At 43.2% G+C, this 16,171-nt stretch carries 21 protein-coding genes and 1 pseudogene; 8 read left to right on the top strand and 14 right to left on the bottom strand.

From position 1 onward, the window contains the following. Positions 1 to 90 precede the first annotated feature (90 nt). The 7 genes from QUD05_RS01510 to QUD05_RS01485 form a co-directional block, all read right to left on the bottom strand. Positions 91 to 789 carry a Rab family GTPase gene (locus QUD05_RS01510; protein WP_289794367.1) on the bottom strand — a complete coding sequence of 233 codons (699 nt, stop codon included), beginning with the start codon at positions 787 to 789 and terminating at the stop codon, positions 91 to 93. Positions 790 to 797: 8 nt separating this feature from the next. Next, positions 798 to 1,988 (bottom strand): nucleotide-binding protein, encoded by a 1,191-nt coding sequence (locus tag QUD05_RS01505; protein ID WP_289794366.1) that lies wholly within the window; start codon positions 1,986 to 1,988, stop codon positions 798 to 800. Positions 1,989 to 2,017: 29 nt separating this feature from the next. Further along, positions 2,018 to 2,344: a hypothetical protein gene (locus tag QUD05_RS01500; protein ID WP_190965432.1), complete on the bottom strand. Its 327-nt coding sequence runs from the start codon at positions 2,342 to 2,344 to the stop codon at positions 2,018 to 2,020. 100 nt (positions 2,345 to 2,444) lie between these two features. Then, entirely contained in the window at positions 2,445 to 3,014 is a 570-nt protein-coding gene (locus QUD05_RS01495; RefSeq protein ID WP_289794365.1) for a DUF192 domain-containing protein, read from the bottom strand. After that, entirely contained in the window at positions 3,011 to 4,066 is a 1,056-nt protein-coding gene (locus tag QUD05_RS33900; RefSeq protein WP_354666102.1) for an ATP-binding protein, read from the bottom strand. The genes QUD05_RS01495 and QUD05_RS33900 overlap by 4 nt, the downstream gene beginning before the upstream one ends. Further along, positions 4,008 to 4,640: a hypothetical protein gene (locus QUD05_RS33895; protein WP_354666101.1), complete on the bottom strand. Its 633-nt coding sequence runs from the start codon at positions 4,638 to 4,640 to the stop codon at positions 4,008 to 4,010. The genes QUD05_RS33900 and QUD05_RS33895 overlap by 59 nt, the downstream gene beginning before the upstream one ends. Positions 4,641 to 4,747: 107 nt before the next feature. Continuing rightward, a complete protein-coding gene (locus tag QUD05_RS01485) occupies positions 4,748 to 4,975 on the bottom strand; it encodes a hypothetical protein (protein WP_289794364.1) in 228 nt (75 codons plus the stop codon). 114 nt (positions 4,976 to 5,089) lie between these two features. Here QUD05_RS01485 and QUD05_RS01480 point away from each other — a divergent pair, with 114 nt between their 5' ends. The 3 genes from QUD05_RS01480 to QUD05_RS01470 are packed head-to-tail and all read left to right on the top strand — an operon-like array spanning position 5,090 to position 7,173. Continuing rightward, positions 5,090 to 6,430: a transposase gene (locus QUD05_RS01480; protein WP_289794346.1), complete on the top strand. Its 1,341-nt coding sequence runs from the start codon at positions 5,090 to 5,092 to the stop codon at positions 6,428 to 6,430. 57 nt (positions 6,431 to 6,487) lie between these two features. Then, positions 6,488 to 6,823 (top strand): DUF5674 family protein, encoded by a 336-nt coding sequence (locus tag QUD05_RS01475; RefSeq protein WP_289794363.1) that lies wholly within the window; start codon positions 6,488 to 6,490, stop codon positions 6,821 to 6,823. Next, the gene (locus QUD05_RS01470; RefSeq protein WP_289794362.1) at positions 6,823 to 7,173 is read left to right on the top strand and encodes a hypothetical protein; all 351 of its coding nucleotides are present in this window, start codon (positions 6,823 to 6,825) and stop codon (positions 7,171 to 7,173) included. Before QUD05_RS01475 ends, QUD05_RS01470 begins: the two co-directional genes overlap by 1 nt. 191 nt (positions 7,174 to 7,364) lie before the next feature. On the opposite strand, the gene QUD05_RS01465 is transcribed toward QUD05_RS01470, so the two are convergent. The 6 genes and pseudogenes from QUD05_RS01465 to QUD05_RS01440 all read right to left on the bottom strand — a co-directional run bounded on the left by QUD05_RS01465 (position 7,365) and on the right by QUD05_RS01440 (position 11,519). Beyond that, positions 7,365 to 8,297, bottom strand: a complete 933-nt coding sequence (locus tag QUD05_RS01465) for a GIY-YIG nuclease family protein (protein ID WP_289794361.1) — start codon at positions 8,295 to 8,297, stop codon at positions 7,365 to 7,367. 178 nt (positions 8,298 to 8,475) lie between these two features. Further along, a complete protein-coding gene (locus tag QUD05_RS01460; RefSeq protein ID WP_289794360.1) occupies positions 8,476 to 8,679 on the bottom strand; it encodes a hypothetical protein in 204 nt (67 codons plus the stop codon). A 210-nt stretch (positions 8,680 to 8,889) separates the two neighbouring features. Further along, positions 8,890 to 9,375: a hypothetical protein gene (locus QUD05_RS01455; RefSeq protein ID WP_289794359.1), complete on the bottom strand. Its 486-nt coding sequence runs from the start codon at positions 9,373 to 9,375 to the stop codon at positions 8,890 to 8,892. Between the two features lie 89 nt (positions 9,376 to 9,464). Next, a pseudogene (locus QUD05_RS01450) lies at positions 9,465 to 9,554 on the bottom strand (VOC family protein); the annotation flags it as partial. Positions 9,555 to 9,591: 37 nt separating this feature from the next. Next, positions 9,592 to 10,017: a VOC family protein gene (locus tag QUD05_RS01445; protein ID WP_289794358.1), complete on the bottom strand. Its 426-nt coding sequence runs from the start codon at positions 10,015 to 10,017 to the stop codon at positions 9,592 to 9,594. 233 nt (positions 10,018 to 10,250) lie between these two features. Then, the gene (locus QUD05_RS01440; protein ID WP_289794357.1) at positions 10,251 to 11,519 is read right to left on the bottom strand and encodes an RNA polymerase sigma factor; all 1,269 of its coding nucleotides are present in this window, start codon (positions 11,517 to 11,519) and stop codon (positions 10,251 to 10,253) included. A gap of 413 nt (positions 11,520 to 11,932) precedes the next feature. Between QUD05_RS01440 and QUD05_RS01435 the strand changes: the two genes are divergently transcribed. From QUD05_RS01435 to QUD05_RS01415, 5 genes are all read left to right on the top strand, one after another. Then, positions 11,933 to 12,292 carry a YciI family protein gene (locus QUD05_RS01435; RefSeq protein WP_289794562.1) on the top strand — a complete coding sequence of 120 codons (360 nt, stop codon included), beginning with the start codon at positions 11,933 to 11,935 and terminating at the stop codon, positions 12,290 to 12,292. Positions 12,293 to 12,546: 254 nt separating this feature from the next. Beyond that, positions 12,547 to 13,044, top strand: coding sequence for a VOC family protein (locus QUD05_RS01430; RefSeq protein ID WP_289794356.1), 498 nt, complete (start codon positions 12,547 to 12,549; stop codon positions 13,042 to 13,044). An 87-nt stretch (positions 13,045 to 13,131) separates the two neighbouring features. Next, on the top strand, positions 13,132 to 13,563 hold the full coding sequence (locus QUD05_RS01425) for a YciI family protein (RefSeq protein WP_289794355.1): 432 nt from the start codon (positions 13,132 to 13,134) through the stop codon (positions 13,561 to 13,563). Positions 13,564 to 13,647: 84 nt separating this feature from the next. Further along, positions 13,648 to 14,058 carry a VOC family protein gene (locus QUD05_RS01420; RefSeq protein ID WP_289794354.1) on the top strand — a complete coding sequence of 137 codons (411 nt, stop codon included), beginning with the start codon at positions 13,648 to 13,650 and terminating at the stop codon, positions 14,056 to 14,058. A gap of 262 nt (positions 14,059 to 14,320) precedes the next feature. Continuing rightward, positions 14,321 to 14,755 carry a VOC family protein gene (locus QUD05_RS01415; RefSeq protein ID WP_289794561.1) on the top strand — a complete coding sequence of 145 codons (435 nt, stop codon included), beginning with the start codon at positions 14,321 to 14,323 and terminating at the stop codon, positions 14,753 to 14,755. A gap of 160 nt (positions 14,756 to 14,915) precedes the next feature. On the opposite strand, the gene QUD05_RS01410 is transcribed toward QUD05_RS01415, so the two are convergent. After that, positions 14,916 to 16,148 (bottom strand): RNA-guided endonuclease InsQ/TnpB family protein, encoded by a 1,233-nt coding sequence (locus tag QUD05_RS01410; protein ID WP_289794353.1) that lies wholly within the window; start codon positions 16,146 to 16,148, stop codon positions 14,916 to 14,918. Positions 16,149 to 16,171 lie beyond the last annotated feature (23 nt).

Here is a 16,171-nt window from a genome sequence, read left to right as displayed (position 1 = left end):
GAATCAAGAAAATGTTCAACTCCTTGACGCAACTAAAATTTAATTGTCTTAAACACACTCAGGCAATACCCAACACCCTAATTTTTGTCATCAATCAAGCCCTAGATATTTAATAGCCAAATTGTTATTCATCACTGAATGACGAAACTTTTTAATCCACTGAAAAATGAAGCTTCTCCAAAATAAAATCATTGATAGATCCTGGCAAACTTCTGAATATGGTTTACCAGTCTTTTCCATCCCTTGATAATGATTCCGGTGTAGAGCCGCTAATTCTACTTCTGTACCCCCTATTATTAACAGCTTTTTCCGTATCTTCTCCTCATATTCTCTAAACTCTGGCGCAAAATGGTAATTTTTCACAACCACGTAGTTAGCGTTATTAGTCGCGTTCTGGATGATTGCATTTAAGTAATATATACAGTCTTCCCTGTGAGAAATAGGTTGAAGAAATGTTAAATTCCAACCAAATTTTACTACAACCTCAAATAAGCTAGCACTCTCGATATATTGAATTACTTTTTCAATATCTTGTCCGGGCATATCAACAATTATCACATCTAACTCAGGATGATTTAAGTCATCTGCTATTGCATCAGCATCGTCATTTGATAAATTAAACTTCTTAATGGTTGCTATATGTTCATAAGCTTGAAATACAGAGAATGATTCTTGGTTATAAACCTTTATCCGTTTTCCTTGTTGGGCAAACATTTCTAGCAATAGCTTGATAACTGTAGACTTACCCACCCGCGCATCTCCTACAGTTATAATCATTCTTTTTGACATCTTTATTCCTATTCAGATAAAATCTTCTCTATGCCAAATAAATCTTTTTTTGGCTTTATTTGCCCTTTAAAATTGTTCAGCCAGCTTAAGACTCTACCAAATACAGAGGGATATTCATCTTGTTCAAGTCCTTGTCTAAATGTCAAATTTTTCACATCTAAATAATCGTAGGATTTTTTCGCTAGTTTTGGCATATTTATACTTGTGAAATCATGCCCTGTTGCTTTTACTTGCTGTTCAATTACTTTTATTTCTTCGGAACTATCATAAAAAGCAAATTGTTCCGCCTCTCCGTAAAACGAATTTTTTACTATTACATAATCAACGCGATCACCGCAAAAACTATATAGTTCTAGTAGTTGAGTTATACAATCAATTATTGTGCTAATAACTACTACTATCGTCACCCGCATTTTACATTTATTATTTACTACATCTAAAAACCCCATCTCGGTTATTAAAATTTTTAAAGTTGGCAGAAATTGTGATGGCGTTTCTAGTAGTATCAAAGATTTTTCCTCTTGATTTTTCCCAGATTCTTTTGATTTGGGATAGACTAATTCTTTTAAATTATCTACAAATTCGTCTAATTTATCTGAGTTAGATATATCTAAACGATGAATGTTTGCAGCTTTTTCATAAAATCTGATCAAGTGTGGATTAGAATTATCCGCGTCTAACCCGACAAATTTTACTGCGTTATCTATGTAAGTTTGCGCTAAACCTCTGGCAAAAGTTGACTTACCAACACCTCCTTTATCTCCTGTCACCATTACTAATCTTCTTAGTTGTTCTGGATTATTTTTATTATCCTTTTCGGATACTGGATTATTAGACTGTGTATTACTAGTCTTTTTTTCTGTCACATTGTTAAGTGCTATATTGTCGGGCACTGGGCTGTCGGGATCTGTATTACTAGCCTTTTCTTCTATCGCATTGTTAAGTGCTATATTGTCGGGCACTGGGCTGTCGGGATCTGTATTACTAGTCTTTTCTTCTGTCACATTGTTAAGTGCTATATTGTCGGGCACTGGGCTATCAGGATCTGTTGCTGTGCTATCGGGATCTGTATTACTAGTGTTTTCTTCTATCGCATTGTTGGGTGCTATATTGTTAAACTGTGTATTAGTAAAGGGTTGATCTGCCAGATTGTTGCCAGTATTTCGGTTATTATCGTTGGCTATCTTAATAATCATCATTCTTCTTCCTTTTGGTATTGACTAAATTTTTAAAAGTACTGTTTTTGAAATATCGGTCGGATTGTAATACGTACCCAATGCACAAATTTATTAATCAAGTCCGCTTTTACAATCGTCTTTAAGGTATTGATGGCTGTAAAATTTAAAGTTTTTATTTTTACTACCTCTTCTTCAATAACTACATAACGTTCTTGACTGTGAATATTCATCAGTACTATTTTTTCGTTATTTAATTCTGCTGCAACGACGTTGAACACATCTTCGGCAAATATCTCTAACCCTAGTGGGGTAGAGATTACTCGCACCGTGTTACCCAAAGGATGATCAAATTCCCAATATGTCCATACTCTTCCCATAAATAGATTGCCATATTTGATTCAACACACGAAGCTATTTAGGTACTGTTTTTTTCAGTACTATGGTTTCTTGATTTTTCAAAAATACGTTATACAATTACTAGCGATTATTTTTGGTTCTCAAAGAATTGCCGCTATAAATACCAATATTATTCTTAGGCAAAACTGATAAGGGTTGGATGTTAAGCCGATCGCCAACCTTGATATTGGCAGCGCCTTTTACTAGCTCTAGCACTTGATTGGCAACTTTCCCTTTGTAGATGGGGCAAGGGGTTTTGTAACACGGTTGGGCATTGTAAACCGCAGTTGTCACCACATTGTCCTTAAGATAAAAGATGTCTAAAGGAAAATTTACCTTGTACATCCAAAAAGGCACATTATAAATTTCTCCTCCCAAATTGAATAACATTCCGCGCTCGCCGTTTAAGGATGAGCGAAATTTCAGCCCTTTCTCTAATTGCTCTGGTGTAGAAGCGGCTTCCAAGTTAAATGTGCGACCGCCTTTGGTGAGAATGTGCGTAACTGGTAAATCCTGGGGACGAGTTTGGACGTAATCGAGCGCCACAGTGCCAACGATAATTGATACTCCAGCTAGGAGGCCTAGTATGTTCAGTAACTTGAAGGCAGCAACGTATAAATGCTTTTCGGAATTAATTTTTAAAGTTTTCATGTTTCACCAAAAATATCAACATTGCCGAGACTATATATAGATGAATCAATCGGGCTAGATGGAAGGCCATGTAAAGCCGCAATGTTACGCATACTTTCAACTCGGTCAGCTTCGCGGATGGCCAGAGGATTCATACTCTGCCTTGCAGCCAGCAATGCCGATAATGTAATTCCTAGTGGTGGTAGTTCTTGAAGGGGAGAAACATCGTCGCCGAACATTTGACAGAAAGTAGAGACGGCGGCACGTTCAACAATGGCTTGAATCTCCGCCCCGACACATCGCTGCGTGGCTTTGAGTAACCTTTTCCATTCTTCTTCGCTGTACCCATCGCCCCCGTTACGAAAACGAGCATCGAATTTAGCGAGATGGATCTTGAAAATTGAGTGGCGTTCGCCGTAATTTGGGAGATCCACCTTAAAAATCTCGTCAAAGCGTCCACTTCTGGTTAGCTCTGGTGGTAGCCATTGAATATTGTTAGCCGAAGCGATAATTAAAACCTCACTAGTACGTTCTTGCATCCAGGTTAAAAGCATTCCCGCTAGTCGTTTTGATAAATCGTCATCCCCAGCGAATCCCTTATCAAAATCATCGAGGTATAAGATTACACGGTTGATTCGATCTACCAGTGCGAGTAAGTTCTTTAGCTTGTACTCAGCCAAATTACCGTAACTGCGGAAACTACCCCACTCCAAAATAATCAGAGGTAGCCCCAATTGTGCAGAACTTGCTTTAGCCGAGTAAGATTTTCCTGTTCCCGGTGGACCGATTAGTAAAATCCCCTTGGGTAAACGAAGATTGTAAGCTTTAGCCAATGAGGATAGAAGGCGCTTATAAGTTTTAAACGCTTGCTGGATCAGTTCTAAACCACCAATGGGTGTGCTTGGAGGTTGGAGAAATTGAATATTATAAATTCGCTTAAACAGTTCGATTTTGTAAGCGGACAGTTTTTCTACTAACTCATGCGGTGTAATTTCATGATTTGCAATCGCCTGTCTAATTCCATAGCCAATGTCTGCCAAGTAGATCCCTAAGCTCAGTGATCGCTGTCGCATGAATATCGCTGCGGCTGTAATCAGGTAATACTTGAGCTAAGTAACTACTTATTTCCTCTATAGCTGGCAGTTGTTGCACAATGGTAGGAACTTCGGGGGCAATGTCAGATGACACAGTGGCGTTTGACCCTAAGAGAATCGCTGTCTTGTTGCAAGAGTGATTGCACAGCTTCAGGTTAATGAGGGCAGACTTAATCCACTCGGAAGTCAGAAAGAAATCGGGGTCAGTGGTAGACTCTCCCAGCCAGGGGAATATGCCCTCTAGTATGAGAATCCCTTGTAAATCGGTAGTTTTCCAGAATCGGAGAATTTCAAAGTAATGTTCGCGCCTGCTTTTGGCGATCGCCTGATACTGGTCAACTCTTTGTAAACTTAATCCTCCCTCATTACTGGATAAGTGGTGTAGCGCATCATCCTCCAGCGTCCACAGGTAACAGTTAATGTTGTATTGCTGGCATTCACTAGCTAGATTGATGAGCAGCCTGACCCTCTCTTGCAATGGAGACTCGACAGCAATCAGCTTATTGTTAAGCTTAATTAATCCAAATATTTGTTTAATTAACTCATTATTCATTAGGGCTTTAGTTAAATTTCACCCCAATATTATTGATAGCTAAAACTCTTTACTAGCTACTTTGGTACTGAAAAAATCGGTACTAGAGTAGCTTGACTTTTTTGCAACTATAGCTCTAATTCCTCGTGTTTTTGTTGTGAATAACGTTGTTGCAATTGATGGGAGAAATTGATTAACTGCGTATTCCAATCCCGACTTTCGCACTTGAGTTGAGTCGAGTGTGGCAATAGTTCTTTAACAGCCCGTGCCGCAGTTGATTGACTAAAAGCTACCTGTACATGAGTTACATTACGTAATCTTTCAACAGGTAAAGTTGAAGTGTCATCTACTGCCATGTAAACTGTTCTGTTTTCTCAATACCTTAGCCAAAATAAGAGGATGAGGAGAGAGGGCCGATGTAGTAGAGTTATTGTCTCTCACAACGACAACTCAAAAACTACAATCAGCCCATGTCCGATATCTTATCACTGCTACAATGCTTGCTACCGCAGATAAACGCTACGACGATGCGGCAATTGAACCAGATAATCCTGGCTATGTTAGCGATGAGCGGACGAGTCACGATGTTGGGAATTTCCCGTTGGGCAGGCATTGGTGGTAGTTATCGGACGATGTTGCGGTTTTTTCATACAGTAATACCTTGGGCTACATTGTTTTGGCTATTTTTCCGCAAGCATTTGTTCCGTGCGAATGAGGTATATTTGCTTGCAGGAGATGAAGTTGTAGTCAGTAAATCGGGTAAAAAGACTTATGGATTAGATAGATTCTTTTCTAGCCTAGCCAATAAACCGATATCAGGATTATCTTTCTTTGTATTATCATTAGTGAGTGTTGAACAGAGGCACTCGTTTCCGATTCAGATAGAACAGGTAATAAAGAAAGATACTCAAACAAAAAGTACCTCGACAATCGAAAAACCAAACAAAAAAGAAAAGCGTGGGCGTGGACGACCAAAAGGAAGTAAAAACAAAAATAAAAAGGAAGTGATATTAACATCTGAATTAATACTAATTCAGAAAATGATTGGTTCACTATTCAAGTTATTAGCTAACTCTATTTCCCTCACCTACTTGGTAGTAGATGGTCATTTTGGTAACAACAATGCTTTGCAGATGGCACGTCTTGTCAACTTGCAGATAATTTCCAAATTGCGCCATGATTCAGCATTATACTTCCCTTATGAAAATCCTGACTCCAGTAAGCGCTCTCGTCGTAAATACGGTGATAAGCTAGACTATCGTAATATACCTGACAAATACTTATGTAAAAGTGCTATTGAGGATGATATTCAAACTGATATTTATCAAGCCACTCTTATTCACAAAGAATTTGCCCAAGCTCTCAATGTAGTGATTTTGGTCAAAACCAATCTTAAAACTAATGCTTGCAGCCATGTAATTATTTTTTCTAGCGACCTAACTCTGTCATTTGAAAAAATTATCGACTATTACAAACTCCGTTTCCAAATCGAGTTTAATTTTAGGGATGCCAAGCAGTTTTGGGGATTGGAAGATTTTATGAACCTGAGCCAAACTGCCGTGACTAATGCTTCTAATTTAGCATTTTTTATGGTCAATTTATCCCACCATCTTCTCGCTGATTTCCAGCAACTCAATCCCGGTTCTGGCATTATTGACCTTAAGGCTTACCATCGTGGTTTTCGATATGTTCGTGAAATGTTAAAAATGCTTCCCGAAATCCCTGAGCCTATTTTATTAACCCAGATTTTTGCCAAGCTTACTTCTTTAGGACGTATTCATCCCGTTTCCACTGGCGTTGAACCCTCGTAAATTGGCAGAGGTATTGATGGAATGATCTTGTTGATTGCTACTTGGGACTAAATTCAATTGATTTTAATAATCCGTGAGCCTGCTAGTCGTGAAGAAATAGACGAAATGGTGAAAACTTGGGATGTATTCATTAAAATAGCAGTAGACATCGAACGCAAAATTCTTGCAGGTGGTGGCGTTCGCCATTACGAATGCGAACAAGAGTTACTCAAAGACGGTAGCAGACAACGAGATATTTGGGGTGTGGATTGGTCTCCTTTGACTCAAGAAATCGTGTTTGAGTCAATCATCAACATTCGCCCAAGCCAGAATAACCGTAGTATGATAATACAGTCTAACCAAATTCGAGAACAAGTTAGCCAAATTACCAAGCAATTGCTAGGAGGATTGTAATGCCTAACTGGAGTGCAATTGAAGCGAGTTTTTTACGTCAACCCCACGCGCAACAATTAGGAGAATTGGCAGCTAGTTTGGCACGCCTTAACTCTTGGTCACAAAAGAGTGCAATTCATGAATTAGCTCCAATATTGTTGTCAGAAAGTTTGTTGTACGTGTCTTTAATACAACAAAAAAGTGAAATAAATAATGTTGAATTAAATCAACTCCAAGACTTATTACAAAACTGGATCAATGTTTGGGACAAATCAATGGAAATTACGGATATTGCATCTGTTGCGTCTACTTGGTCACAGCGAGTATTGGAGATGTCGGGTTTGCTGGCTTCTGAATCTATGAGTGCATAGTCTCAAGTAATGCACTTGACCACTGCGATCAGCTACGCTGGGCGGTTACGCCATCGCTCCTCGGTAAATACTGCTGTATCAAGAGTTGGCAGTCGCCTTATCATCAGTGGTAGAGTATTTAGAGATATAGCAATAAAATAATTATTTTTATTTGGTAATTAATTATATTTTCCTACGGGATTATGAGAATACTACACAGCAATTTGCTCCCAGCTATAATTCTCCTCAAAAATATCTATTTCATCTTGAGATAGTATTTTAGGTTGCATTTGTTGTAGGTCACGCAGTACCATTTCGGTATCCTCAGCATTAAATTTATAGTACTCAGTTAAACTCCCTATGGGATGATTAAAGCTTTGATAACGGTGTTTGAAATATAATTCAATATTTCCCCTATGTTCCCAAGTTCCTAATACTTTAATAGCAGCACTCGAATAATGAGCAAGTAAATCTATTTTTACTTCTGCCACTCGCTTGATAACGGGTCTTTGGGTTACTCCTATCTTGTACAAAGTGCTAATATTAGTTTGTATTTCTAAAAAATATAGTGTACAGGATAGAATACGTTGAAGTTGAGCGCGATACAGCTTGAAATCAGTAAATCGATATGCTAAATCTGGAGCATTTTTGTACTCGGCGTGTTTAAAAGCTAGCTCTAGCTTCAGCAGTTTTTTAAGTAATAGTGGCTCCTGGACATCATTGAACCGCGCAAAGTCTAGCGCTCCAACGGGAATTTTACCCAAATCACTAAATTCATATTCTGTTGGGGTTAAGTATAGGTTTTTTCTTAACACTCCTGCTTTGAGTAAACCAGAAGTAATTAAGTAGGAACTAATAGGGTAATTTTTGGCTCCGTACTCCTGCCAAAGCAGCTTTAACTGTGCCAAATCCTTGCCAGATAATTGAACGTTGAAATTGTCATAGAGTGGCAGAGTAGGGAATTCTCGGTTAGCTATGGGGCGGCAGGTTTCTTCATTATGAGCAAAATGATGCTCTTTCACCTTGCCTTTTTTAGCAGTTAGACTGCTATTACAGTAAGGACACTTAAGTGAAGTCTTCCCCCTATTGATATCTTCAATACATATCAAGATACCTTCTTCATTTACACCATATTTTAGCCACATTGCTACACCATTACTGAATAGTTAAAGTTGCTCTTACTAGTGTGCTTTAACTTTTCTAAGATGTCTCTATCTTCTGGAGTAATATAATGTTGATTTTAAGAATTAATGCACCAGTTAAAAACCCCTCCAAGGTTGGAGAGGTAAAGTAGCTTTTCAAAGGCTGTACTGAAACTATGCTTTATTCAAAGTTGCCAAGACCCATCATGTGATAAGCAATAACAGCAGTATCAAAGGGTTGCAGAGAATTGATATTTATGGGATTACTGGGTAAAGTAATTGATATTTCACTCTTGTTAGAAGTAGCTGTTTGATTGTTAGCGATTCTAGGTAGTAAAATAGAACCAACAAAATTTGCCAAATTGAGGGAATTAGCGAGTTTCATAGGTGATTCTGTGTTGGTTATTGTATATATATATTTAACTGAAATAATCTAACAACTTATGCATCACAGTTAATCATTTGTAGGTGCGATGGCGTACCCGCCCGCCGGAGGCATCGCTCTTTTTTCGTCTCTACGAGACGCTACTCGCGTTCGCTTTAATGAAGAGCGATATGGCTGGCGCTCTTACCACAATTCCTGTTATTCAATTTTTTATTCCTGAACCACCAACTCTTGCAGTAAGGCATCATTTATCCTTTGTGCCTCTTTCCCAGTACTTTCCTTGATGTCAAAAGCCTGCTGCACCACATCTTGAACTGACTCTGGCAATGATTCAAATTTTTCCGAATTGAGTATAACGATGCGGCAACCTGGGTAAGGCATAAAATCAGTAAAAGGTTTCATCCCCGATTTAATCAGAGTTTTGCTAAGTTCCGCAATGGGATGATGAGGCTTTTGGTTGTCCTGACTGCGGTTGATTTCTGATGCCATGTAACCGCAAAACCAACTCAAAGTGTCAATATCTTTCTGCAATGCTGCCAAAATACCCGTTACTACTCGTTGGTTGAGGTTGACAGGTAGATAATCAAAGATGCTGTCTAAGGCTTCTGGGTGTCGCTTGTGGCAATAACGCACCGCAGATTCAATAAGTTTATCGATTTTAGTAGGTTGAGATTGCCCAAATCCCTTTGCACACATGGCACTGCCTCAAAATTTACGTGCTGGAAGACGCGATTTTAACAGAATTAGTGGGGCGATAAGCAGGAGCCGGGAGTACATTTATTTCGCAACACTGCCCGGTAAAACCGTTTGCTGGCAGCAACATCAGCAACCCGTAGATGAACATGGTCAATCAGGCGACCTCGATGGAATTCCATAGTGTTATCTTGCCTCTAAAAATGAGTCATTCTCTGGTCAACCATTGTTCTGGTTGAGTTGCTGCTCAAGCTGCTCATCCCAGAAGGCGGCTTCTATTTTGTGTCCATCTGGATCGCGCACAAAGCAGCCGTAATACGGCTCACTATAGTCGGGTCTGCCACCAGGGGCACCATTGAAGCTGCCTCCTGCCGCTAATGCTGCCTCATAGAAGGCGTGGACTGCTTCTTTTGTAGGAGCAATAAAACCAATGTGAGTTCCATTGCCAACCGTTGCAGGTTGCCCGTCGAAGGGAGTTCCCACCCAAAATTCGGGATACTGTTTGCCATAGGCGATCGCCCCCGGATGCTCCATAAATCGCTTACAGCCCAATGTTGGCAACACAGCATCATAGAAGGCGATCGCTCGTTCAAAATCATTAGTACCAATCGAAACATGCGAGAGAATGCTGGGATTGTTATCCATGTCGGAATCCTCTATCAGTTGAGGTGGATGTGGATGTGCCAGAGAGCCGATCGGTGATTTGCTGCACCCTAACACAACTTGATGAAACGATTGGATTATAACAGTACTAAAGTACTAAGCCGACTTGTCTTCTTTTGCCTTTTGTTAAGTTACAAGTTCACCCTGTTAGAAGATTTTTCATTTCTTTTTCAACGGCATCATGGATGCCTGGCGCTTTAAACTGTTGTAAACCCTTAGCCGGACTGAATGTTAGGTTGAACTTCGCGCAACCGACGTTCCAGAAAACGACGCTCACTGTCATTTGTCACTAATTCTAGTGCCCGTGTATAGCTCTGAGTCGCTTCCTCTAATGCTCCAACACGCCGGAATAAATCTGCACGGGTGGCATGAAAGAGATGATACCTGTCCAGTTCTGGAGCAAGGCGATCAATCAGTCCAAATGCGGCTTGAGGACTGTCTGCCATTGCGATCGCCACTGCTCGGTTCAAGGCCACAATGGGTGAGGGCTGCAAGCGTTCCAACACCTCATAGAGCCGCACGATCTGCGCCCAGTCTGTTTCTTCGGCGCGGGTTGCCTGACAATGGAGGGCGGCGATCGCCGCTTGCAGGGCATACACTCCGGTTCCAAAGAGCAACGCTTCCTCTACCAGAGGTAACGCCTCAGCAATCTGTAGATGGTTCCAACGACTGCGATCCTGATCTTCTAGCAAAATCAAATCGCCTGCCTCATCTAGACGCGCATTGCGCCGCGAATCGTGCAATAACATCAGCGCCACCAGTGCTGTGACTTCAGATGGGGGTTGGGGTGCCAGCAATTGCCGCACCAGTTGCCCCAAGCGAATCGCTTTGATGCACAGGTCAGCCCGCACGAGCGCATCTCCTTTGGTTGCGGCATAGCCTTCGTTGAAGATGAGATAGATGACTGTCAGGACTGCCTCTATCCGGGGAGCGAGATCAGTCGTCTCAGGTACTTTGTAAGGAATGCCTGCGTCTCGAATTTTGCGTTTAGCACGAACTAACCGCTGTGCCATTGTTGCAGTCGGTATAAGAAAGGCGCGGGCAATTTCGTCGGTTTCCAGTCCACCCAACATTCGCAGGGTCAATGCTACTTGAGTTTCCGTTGCCAGTGCTGGGTGACAGCAGGTAAAGATTAATCGCAGGCGATCGTCTCCAATTTCATCACTGTCATAGGTTGGTTCTTCAGTGGATGGAATTAAGCCAGATGCCGCATACCACTCCAGTTTTTCGGTCAGTTTCGTGCGTCGTCGGAGGCGATCGATCGCCTTGTACCGGGCAGTTCGGATAATCCAGGCACGGGGGCGATCGGGAATACCGTCGCTTTCCCACTGATTCACTGCCGCTGTAAATGCTGCCTGTGCAGCTTCTTCAGCTACATCAAAATCTCCGACCAGCCGAATCAGAATAGCGACAATGCGCCCCCATTCAGTTCGATAAAGGGCAGCAATTGCTTGAGCCACATCTGTTTTTGGGATTGAAGCCATACCTTTGACAAAAAGACATAAAGAATTTTGGGCAAGGTGTCGATTTGAGCAATTGCCGTTCGACTAACTGATAAAGGGAGTTGAAGGAGGCAGGAGACAGGAGGCAGAAGGCAGAAGGTTTTACCTCAGTTGGGGATTCAAACCCCTCTTGAAAAAGAGCCACCAAATTTTCAATTTNGGAGTTCTTGTCTTAAACCCTTCTAGAGAATGGTCGCGGCAAGAGGCAGATAGCGCCGGCTGGCAAGCGAGTCCGCGAGCGTCGGGNCAGTTTTCCTCCTGCCTCCTGCCTCCTGCCTCCTGCCCTCTGCCTCCTGCCTTCCTTGATAAAGTTCAATTGTACTAGACAAAATTTTTGCACTCAGGTGTCGATTTGGACAATTCCCGTTCGACTTAATCACAAAGGAGGCAACCGAATGAAATATTTGCTGCTGATTTATATGGACGAAAACGCCATGAGCGACACCGAGCGGGAGCATTGCTATGGGGAATCTGCCCAACTCGCCCAGGACTTGCATACTCAAGGACAATTTCTGGCGACGGCTCCGCTCCATCCTGTTGCAACCGCAACTAGTGTCCAAGTCCGTGAAGGCAAATCACTCGTGACCGATGGACCATTTGCCGAAACCCGCGAACAATTGGGTGGATTCTTCCTCGTTAATGCTCAGGATTTGGATGAAGCCATTGCGATCGCCACCCGCATCCCAGGTGCAAAAGTCGGCACCGTCGAAATCCGTCCTGTCATCGAAGTTGTGGGACTACCAGCACAGCCCTGACCAAGCCCCGTTGGGGCGGGGTATAGGGTGTGGGGTGTGGGGNTGTAGTGAATATTTAGCCCCAACAAACTCTTGGTTACAAGCCCCGTATGAGNNNAGACGANNNCATTGGTGGGGGTTCAAGCCCGGACCAATGCAGTCTTCCCTACACCCTACACCCTACACCCTACACCCCACACCCCACACCCCACACCCCACACCCCACACCCTTCTTGTTGACCGTCCTTAACCGCTTGAACTCAAGGAGAACCCTCATGCAAAACAATTCCAAAATCACTCCCTGTTTATGGTTTGACGATCAAGCCGAAGCCGCCGCTCAGTTTTATACGTCGATTTTTCGCAATTCCAAAATTGTCCACGTCAGTCGATATGGAGACGCTGGACAGGAAATTCACGGAAAACCAGCCGGAGCCGTCATGACTGTCAGCTTTGAACTTGATGGTCAGCCGTTCACAGCACTCAACGGTGGTCCGACCTTCAAATTTAACGAGGCGATTTCCTTCCAAATCTTTTGCGATACCCAGGCGGACGTGGACGATTACTGGCAAAAATTGTCTGCCGATGGGGATGAAACCGCACAGCAATGCGGCTGGCTCAAAGACAAATACGGCGTCTCCTGGCAAATTATTCCTCGCATTCTGATTGAGTTACTCAACCACCCCGACGCGGCAACCTCTCAAAACGTGACCACTACCATGCTGCAAATGAAGAAGATCGAGATTGATGAACTCAAGCGTGTCGCTGCTGATTAGCGGTTCCTTCGGAGTTGCGCAAAGCGCAACTCAGCACACCTAACCCCTCGCAATCTAACTCAAAACCATTCAACAGGAGATTTCACAATGAAAGTCATGGTCTTTGTCAAAGCAACCCAAGACTCCGAAACTGGGGTCATGCCGAGCGAACAGCTTTTAACTGAAATGGGGCAGTACAACGAAGAATTAGCCACCGCAGGTATCTTGCTCGCCGCTGAGGGGTTGCATCCTAGCTCAAAAGGGGTGCGAGTTCACTTTTCAGGAACCGATCGCACCGTCACCCAAGGACCTTTCACTCCAGCGCCAGAGCTAGTGGCAGGGTACTGGCTGTGGCAGGTGAACTCAATGGAAGAGGCAGTTGCTTGGGTCAAGCGCTGCCCTAACCCTATGCCAGGAGACTCCGAGATTGAGATTCGTCCCGTATTCGAGGCAGAGGATTTTGGTGAAGTCCTGACACCCGCCTTAAGGGAGCAGGAAGACCGCATTCGCGCTCAACTTGAAACGCAGCAGCAAGAGTAACGTCATCAACAACCGCGCAAATGATGTTTATATGCGAACGATCCGCTCATCAAAACGCAGAATCGATTACAAAAGGAGAAATCAATGAAACTTAATTCTTACCTGATGTTCAATGGCAACTGTGAGGCAGCGTTCAAGTTCTATGAACAATGTCTGGGTGGCAAGATGACTATGATGATGACACACAAAGAAGCACCTTCCGCAGAAAATGTCTCACCGGAATGGCAGGACAAAATCATGCACGCTTGCCTTGAACTAGATGATCGCCTCCTGATGGGATCTGACTGCCCACCAGGATACTTTGAAACCCCGCAAGGTTTCTACATACAAATTAGCGTTCCCCAAATCGCTGAGGCAGAACGGCTTTTTCACGCTCTAGCAGAAAACGGCAAGGTGAAGATGGCGATCGCGCAAACGTTCTGGTCATCGCGCTTTGCCATGTTGACCGATCAGTTTGGGACACCGTGGATGATCAACTGCGAACAAACCATCTGAGCCGAATGGCACGCTTGAAAAGCTGAAACCTGGTCAGGGCAGGGTGTGGAGGTGTGGGAGGTGTGGGAGGTGTGGGAGGATGGGGAAGAAATCTTACCCCCCACGCTCCCCACACTCCCCACACTCCCCCTCTCCCCACACTCCCCACACTCAAAAGGCATCTATATCATGGCTTTGCCCTTAACAAGCGTGCCATTCGTCCTTTGTCCTTTGTAAATAGCCATTGACCACTGACCAACAACTAACTACACCAGGAGAAACCATTAGTACTCAAATTTTCGTCAACCTACCCGTCAAATATCTCCAGCAATCCATCGAGTTTTTCACAAAACTTGGCTTTCAGTTCAACCCCCAATTTACCGATGAAACGGCCACCTGCATGATTGTGTCCGAAACCATCTTTGTGATGCTTTTGAGGCATGAGAAATTCAAAACATTCACGCCAAACCCGATTTGCGATGCCACAAAAAGTACCGAAGTGTTGACGTGCTTATCAGTTGAGAGCCGAGAAAAAGTGGATCGGCTGGTTCGTGAAGCCGTTGCTGCTGGTGGCACAACCTACAACGAACCTCAAGACCACGGATTTATGTACGCGCATGGATTTCAGGATTTAGATGGTCACATTTGGGAACTGATTTACATGGAACCCGAAGCAACCCATCCAGTTGAGGCCCAAAGGGAAGGAGCAGGAGTGTGAACCACAACAGAACAACCAATGGAACACAAAGAAAGCGAACTCATCGAAACATGAGCACACCCATTCATATAAGAAGATGAAAGATATTTGCACATCACTGAGGTTGATTCTTGACATCCTCTCCCGCTAACCTTGCGGTGTAGCGGGAGATTCCCAAAACTCACGATTTGGGTTTCTGTTTCTTTCCATTACTGGATTTTCGCAACTGCCCTTTAGACTTATGCCTATCAGGTCTTATGTTCGCTCCACAGACTGCAACGGTGTGTCCCACCGCCACGGCAGTTGCTCCACTTGGGGAAACCCCAAGACCGCACTGCCTCAAGATATTCCGGCTGGCGTTGATATCACGGTCGTGGTGTGTTCCGCAGTTTGGACAATCCCACTCTCTGATACTCAACGGCAATTTATCAACGATATGTCCACAGTTACCACAGCGTTTAGAACTGGGAAACCATCGGTCAATCTTCACCAAGGTTCGACCGTACCACTTGGCTTTATATTCCAGTTGCCTCACCATCTCGCCCCATGCAGCATCACTAATAACACGGGCAAGTTTGGGATTTTTGACCATGTTTTTAACTGCCAAATCCTCAACTACTATCGTTTGGTTTTCACGAATCAGTCGGATTGTCAGTTTATGCAGATGGTCTTTACGTCCGTCAGAAATTTTAGCTTGAATCCGAGCAACTTTGAGTCTAGCTTTATCACGATTGCGAGAAGTTTTTTGTTTGCGACTCAAAGACTTTTGGACTTTCCTCAACTTTTGATAGTGCTTGTCAAACGCTTTTGGATTCGCAATCTTTTCACCCGTACTCAGGGTGACAAGGCTACTAATGCCAACATCCAAGCCTACAGCACTATCAACTGGTTGCATGGCTTGGTCGGTCAGATCCTCAATCCGCAAACTAACAAACCAGCGTCCAGAAGGTTCAAGTCTAACTGTGATGGTGCTAGGTTCACATCCTTCGGGAAGCTGCCTAGACCATTTAATTGGCAAACTTTGAGAGCATTTAGCCAAGTAAACTTGTCCATCTTTCCACCGGAAAGCAGACTTGGTAAATTCCGCGCTGCCACCACTTTGCTTCTTTTTGAAGTTGGGGTATCTTGCTCTACCAGCAAAAAAGTTAGTGAAAGCCGTTTGCAGATGTCTCAGACCTTGTTGCAGTGGTACACAGCTAACCTCATTCAGAAATTGGAGGTCATCAAGTTTTTTCCAAGAAGTCAACATAGCAGAAGACTGAACATAATCAACTTTCTGCTGTCTCTCGTACCAAGCCTCAGTTCGGGAAGCCAAAGCTTTGTTGAAAACCAACCGCACACAACCAATTGTCCGGCGCAATATCTGTTCTTGCTCGGTGGTTGGGTAAAAACGGTAGCGGTAGGCTTTTTCCATACCTCACATTTTACCATTAAATT

The sequence above is a fragment of the Nostoc sp. GT001 genome (genome assembly GCF_030382115.1).
In the GTDB taxonomy this organism is placed as follows: domain Bacteria; phylum Cyanobacteriota; class Cyanobacteriia; order Cyanobacteriales; family Nostocaceae; genus Nostoc.
The sequence above is the reverse complement of the archived record's forward strand: the minus strand, read 5'-3'. Positions and strand labels throughout refer to the sequence as shown.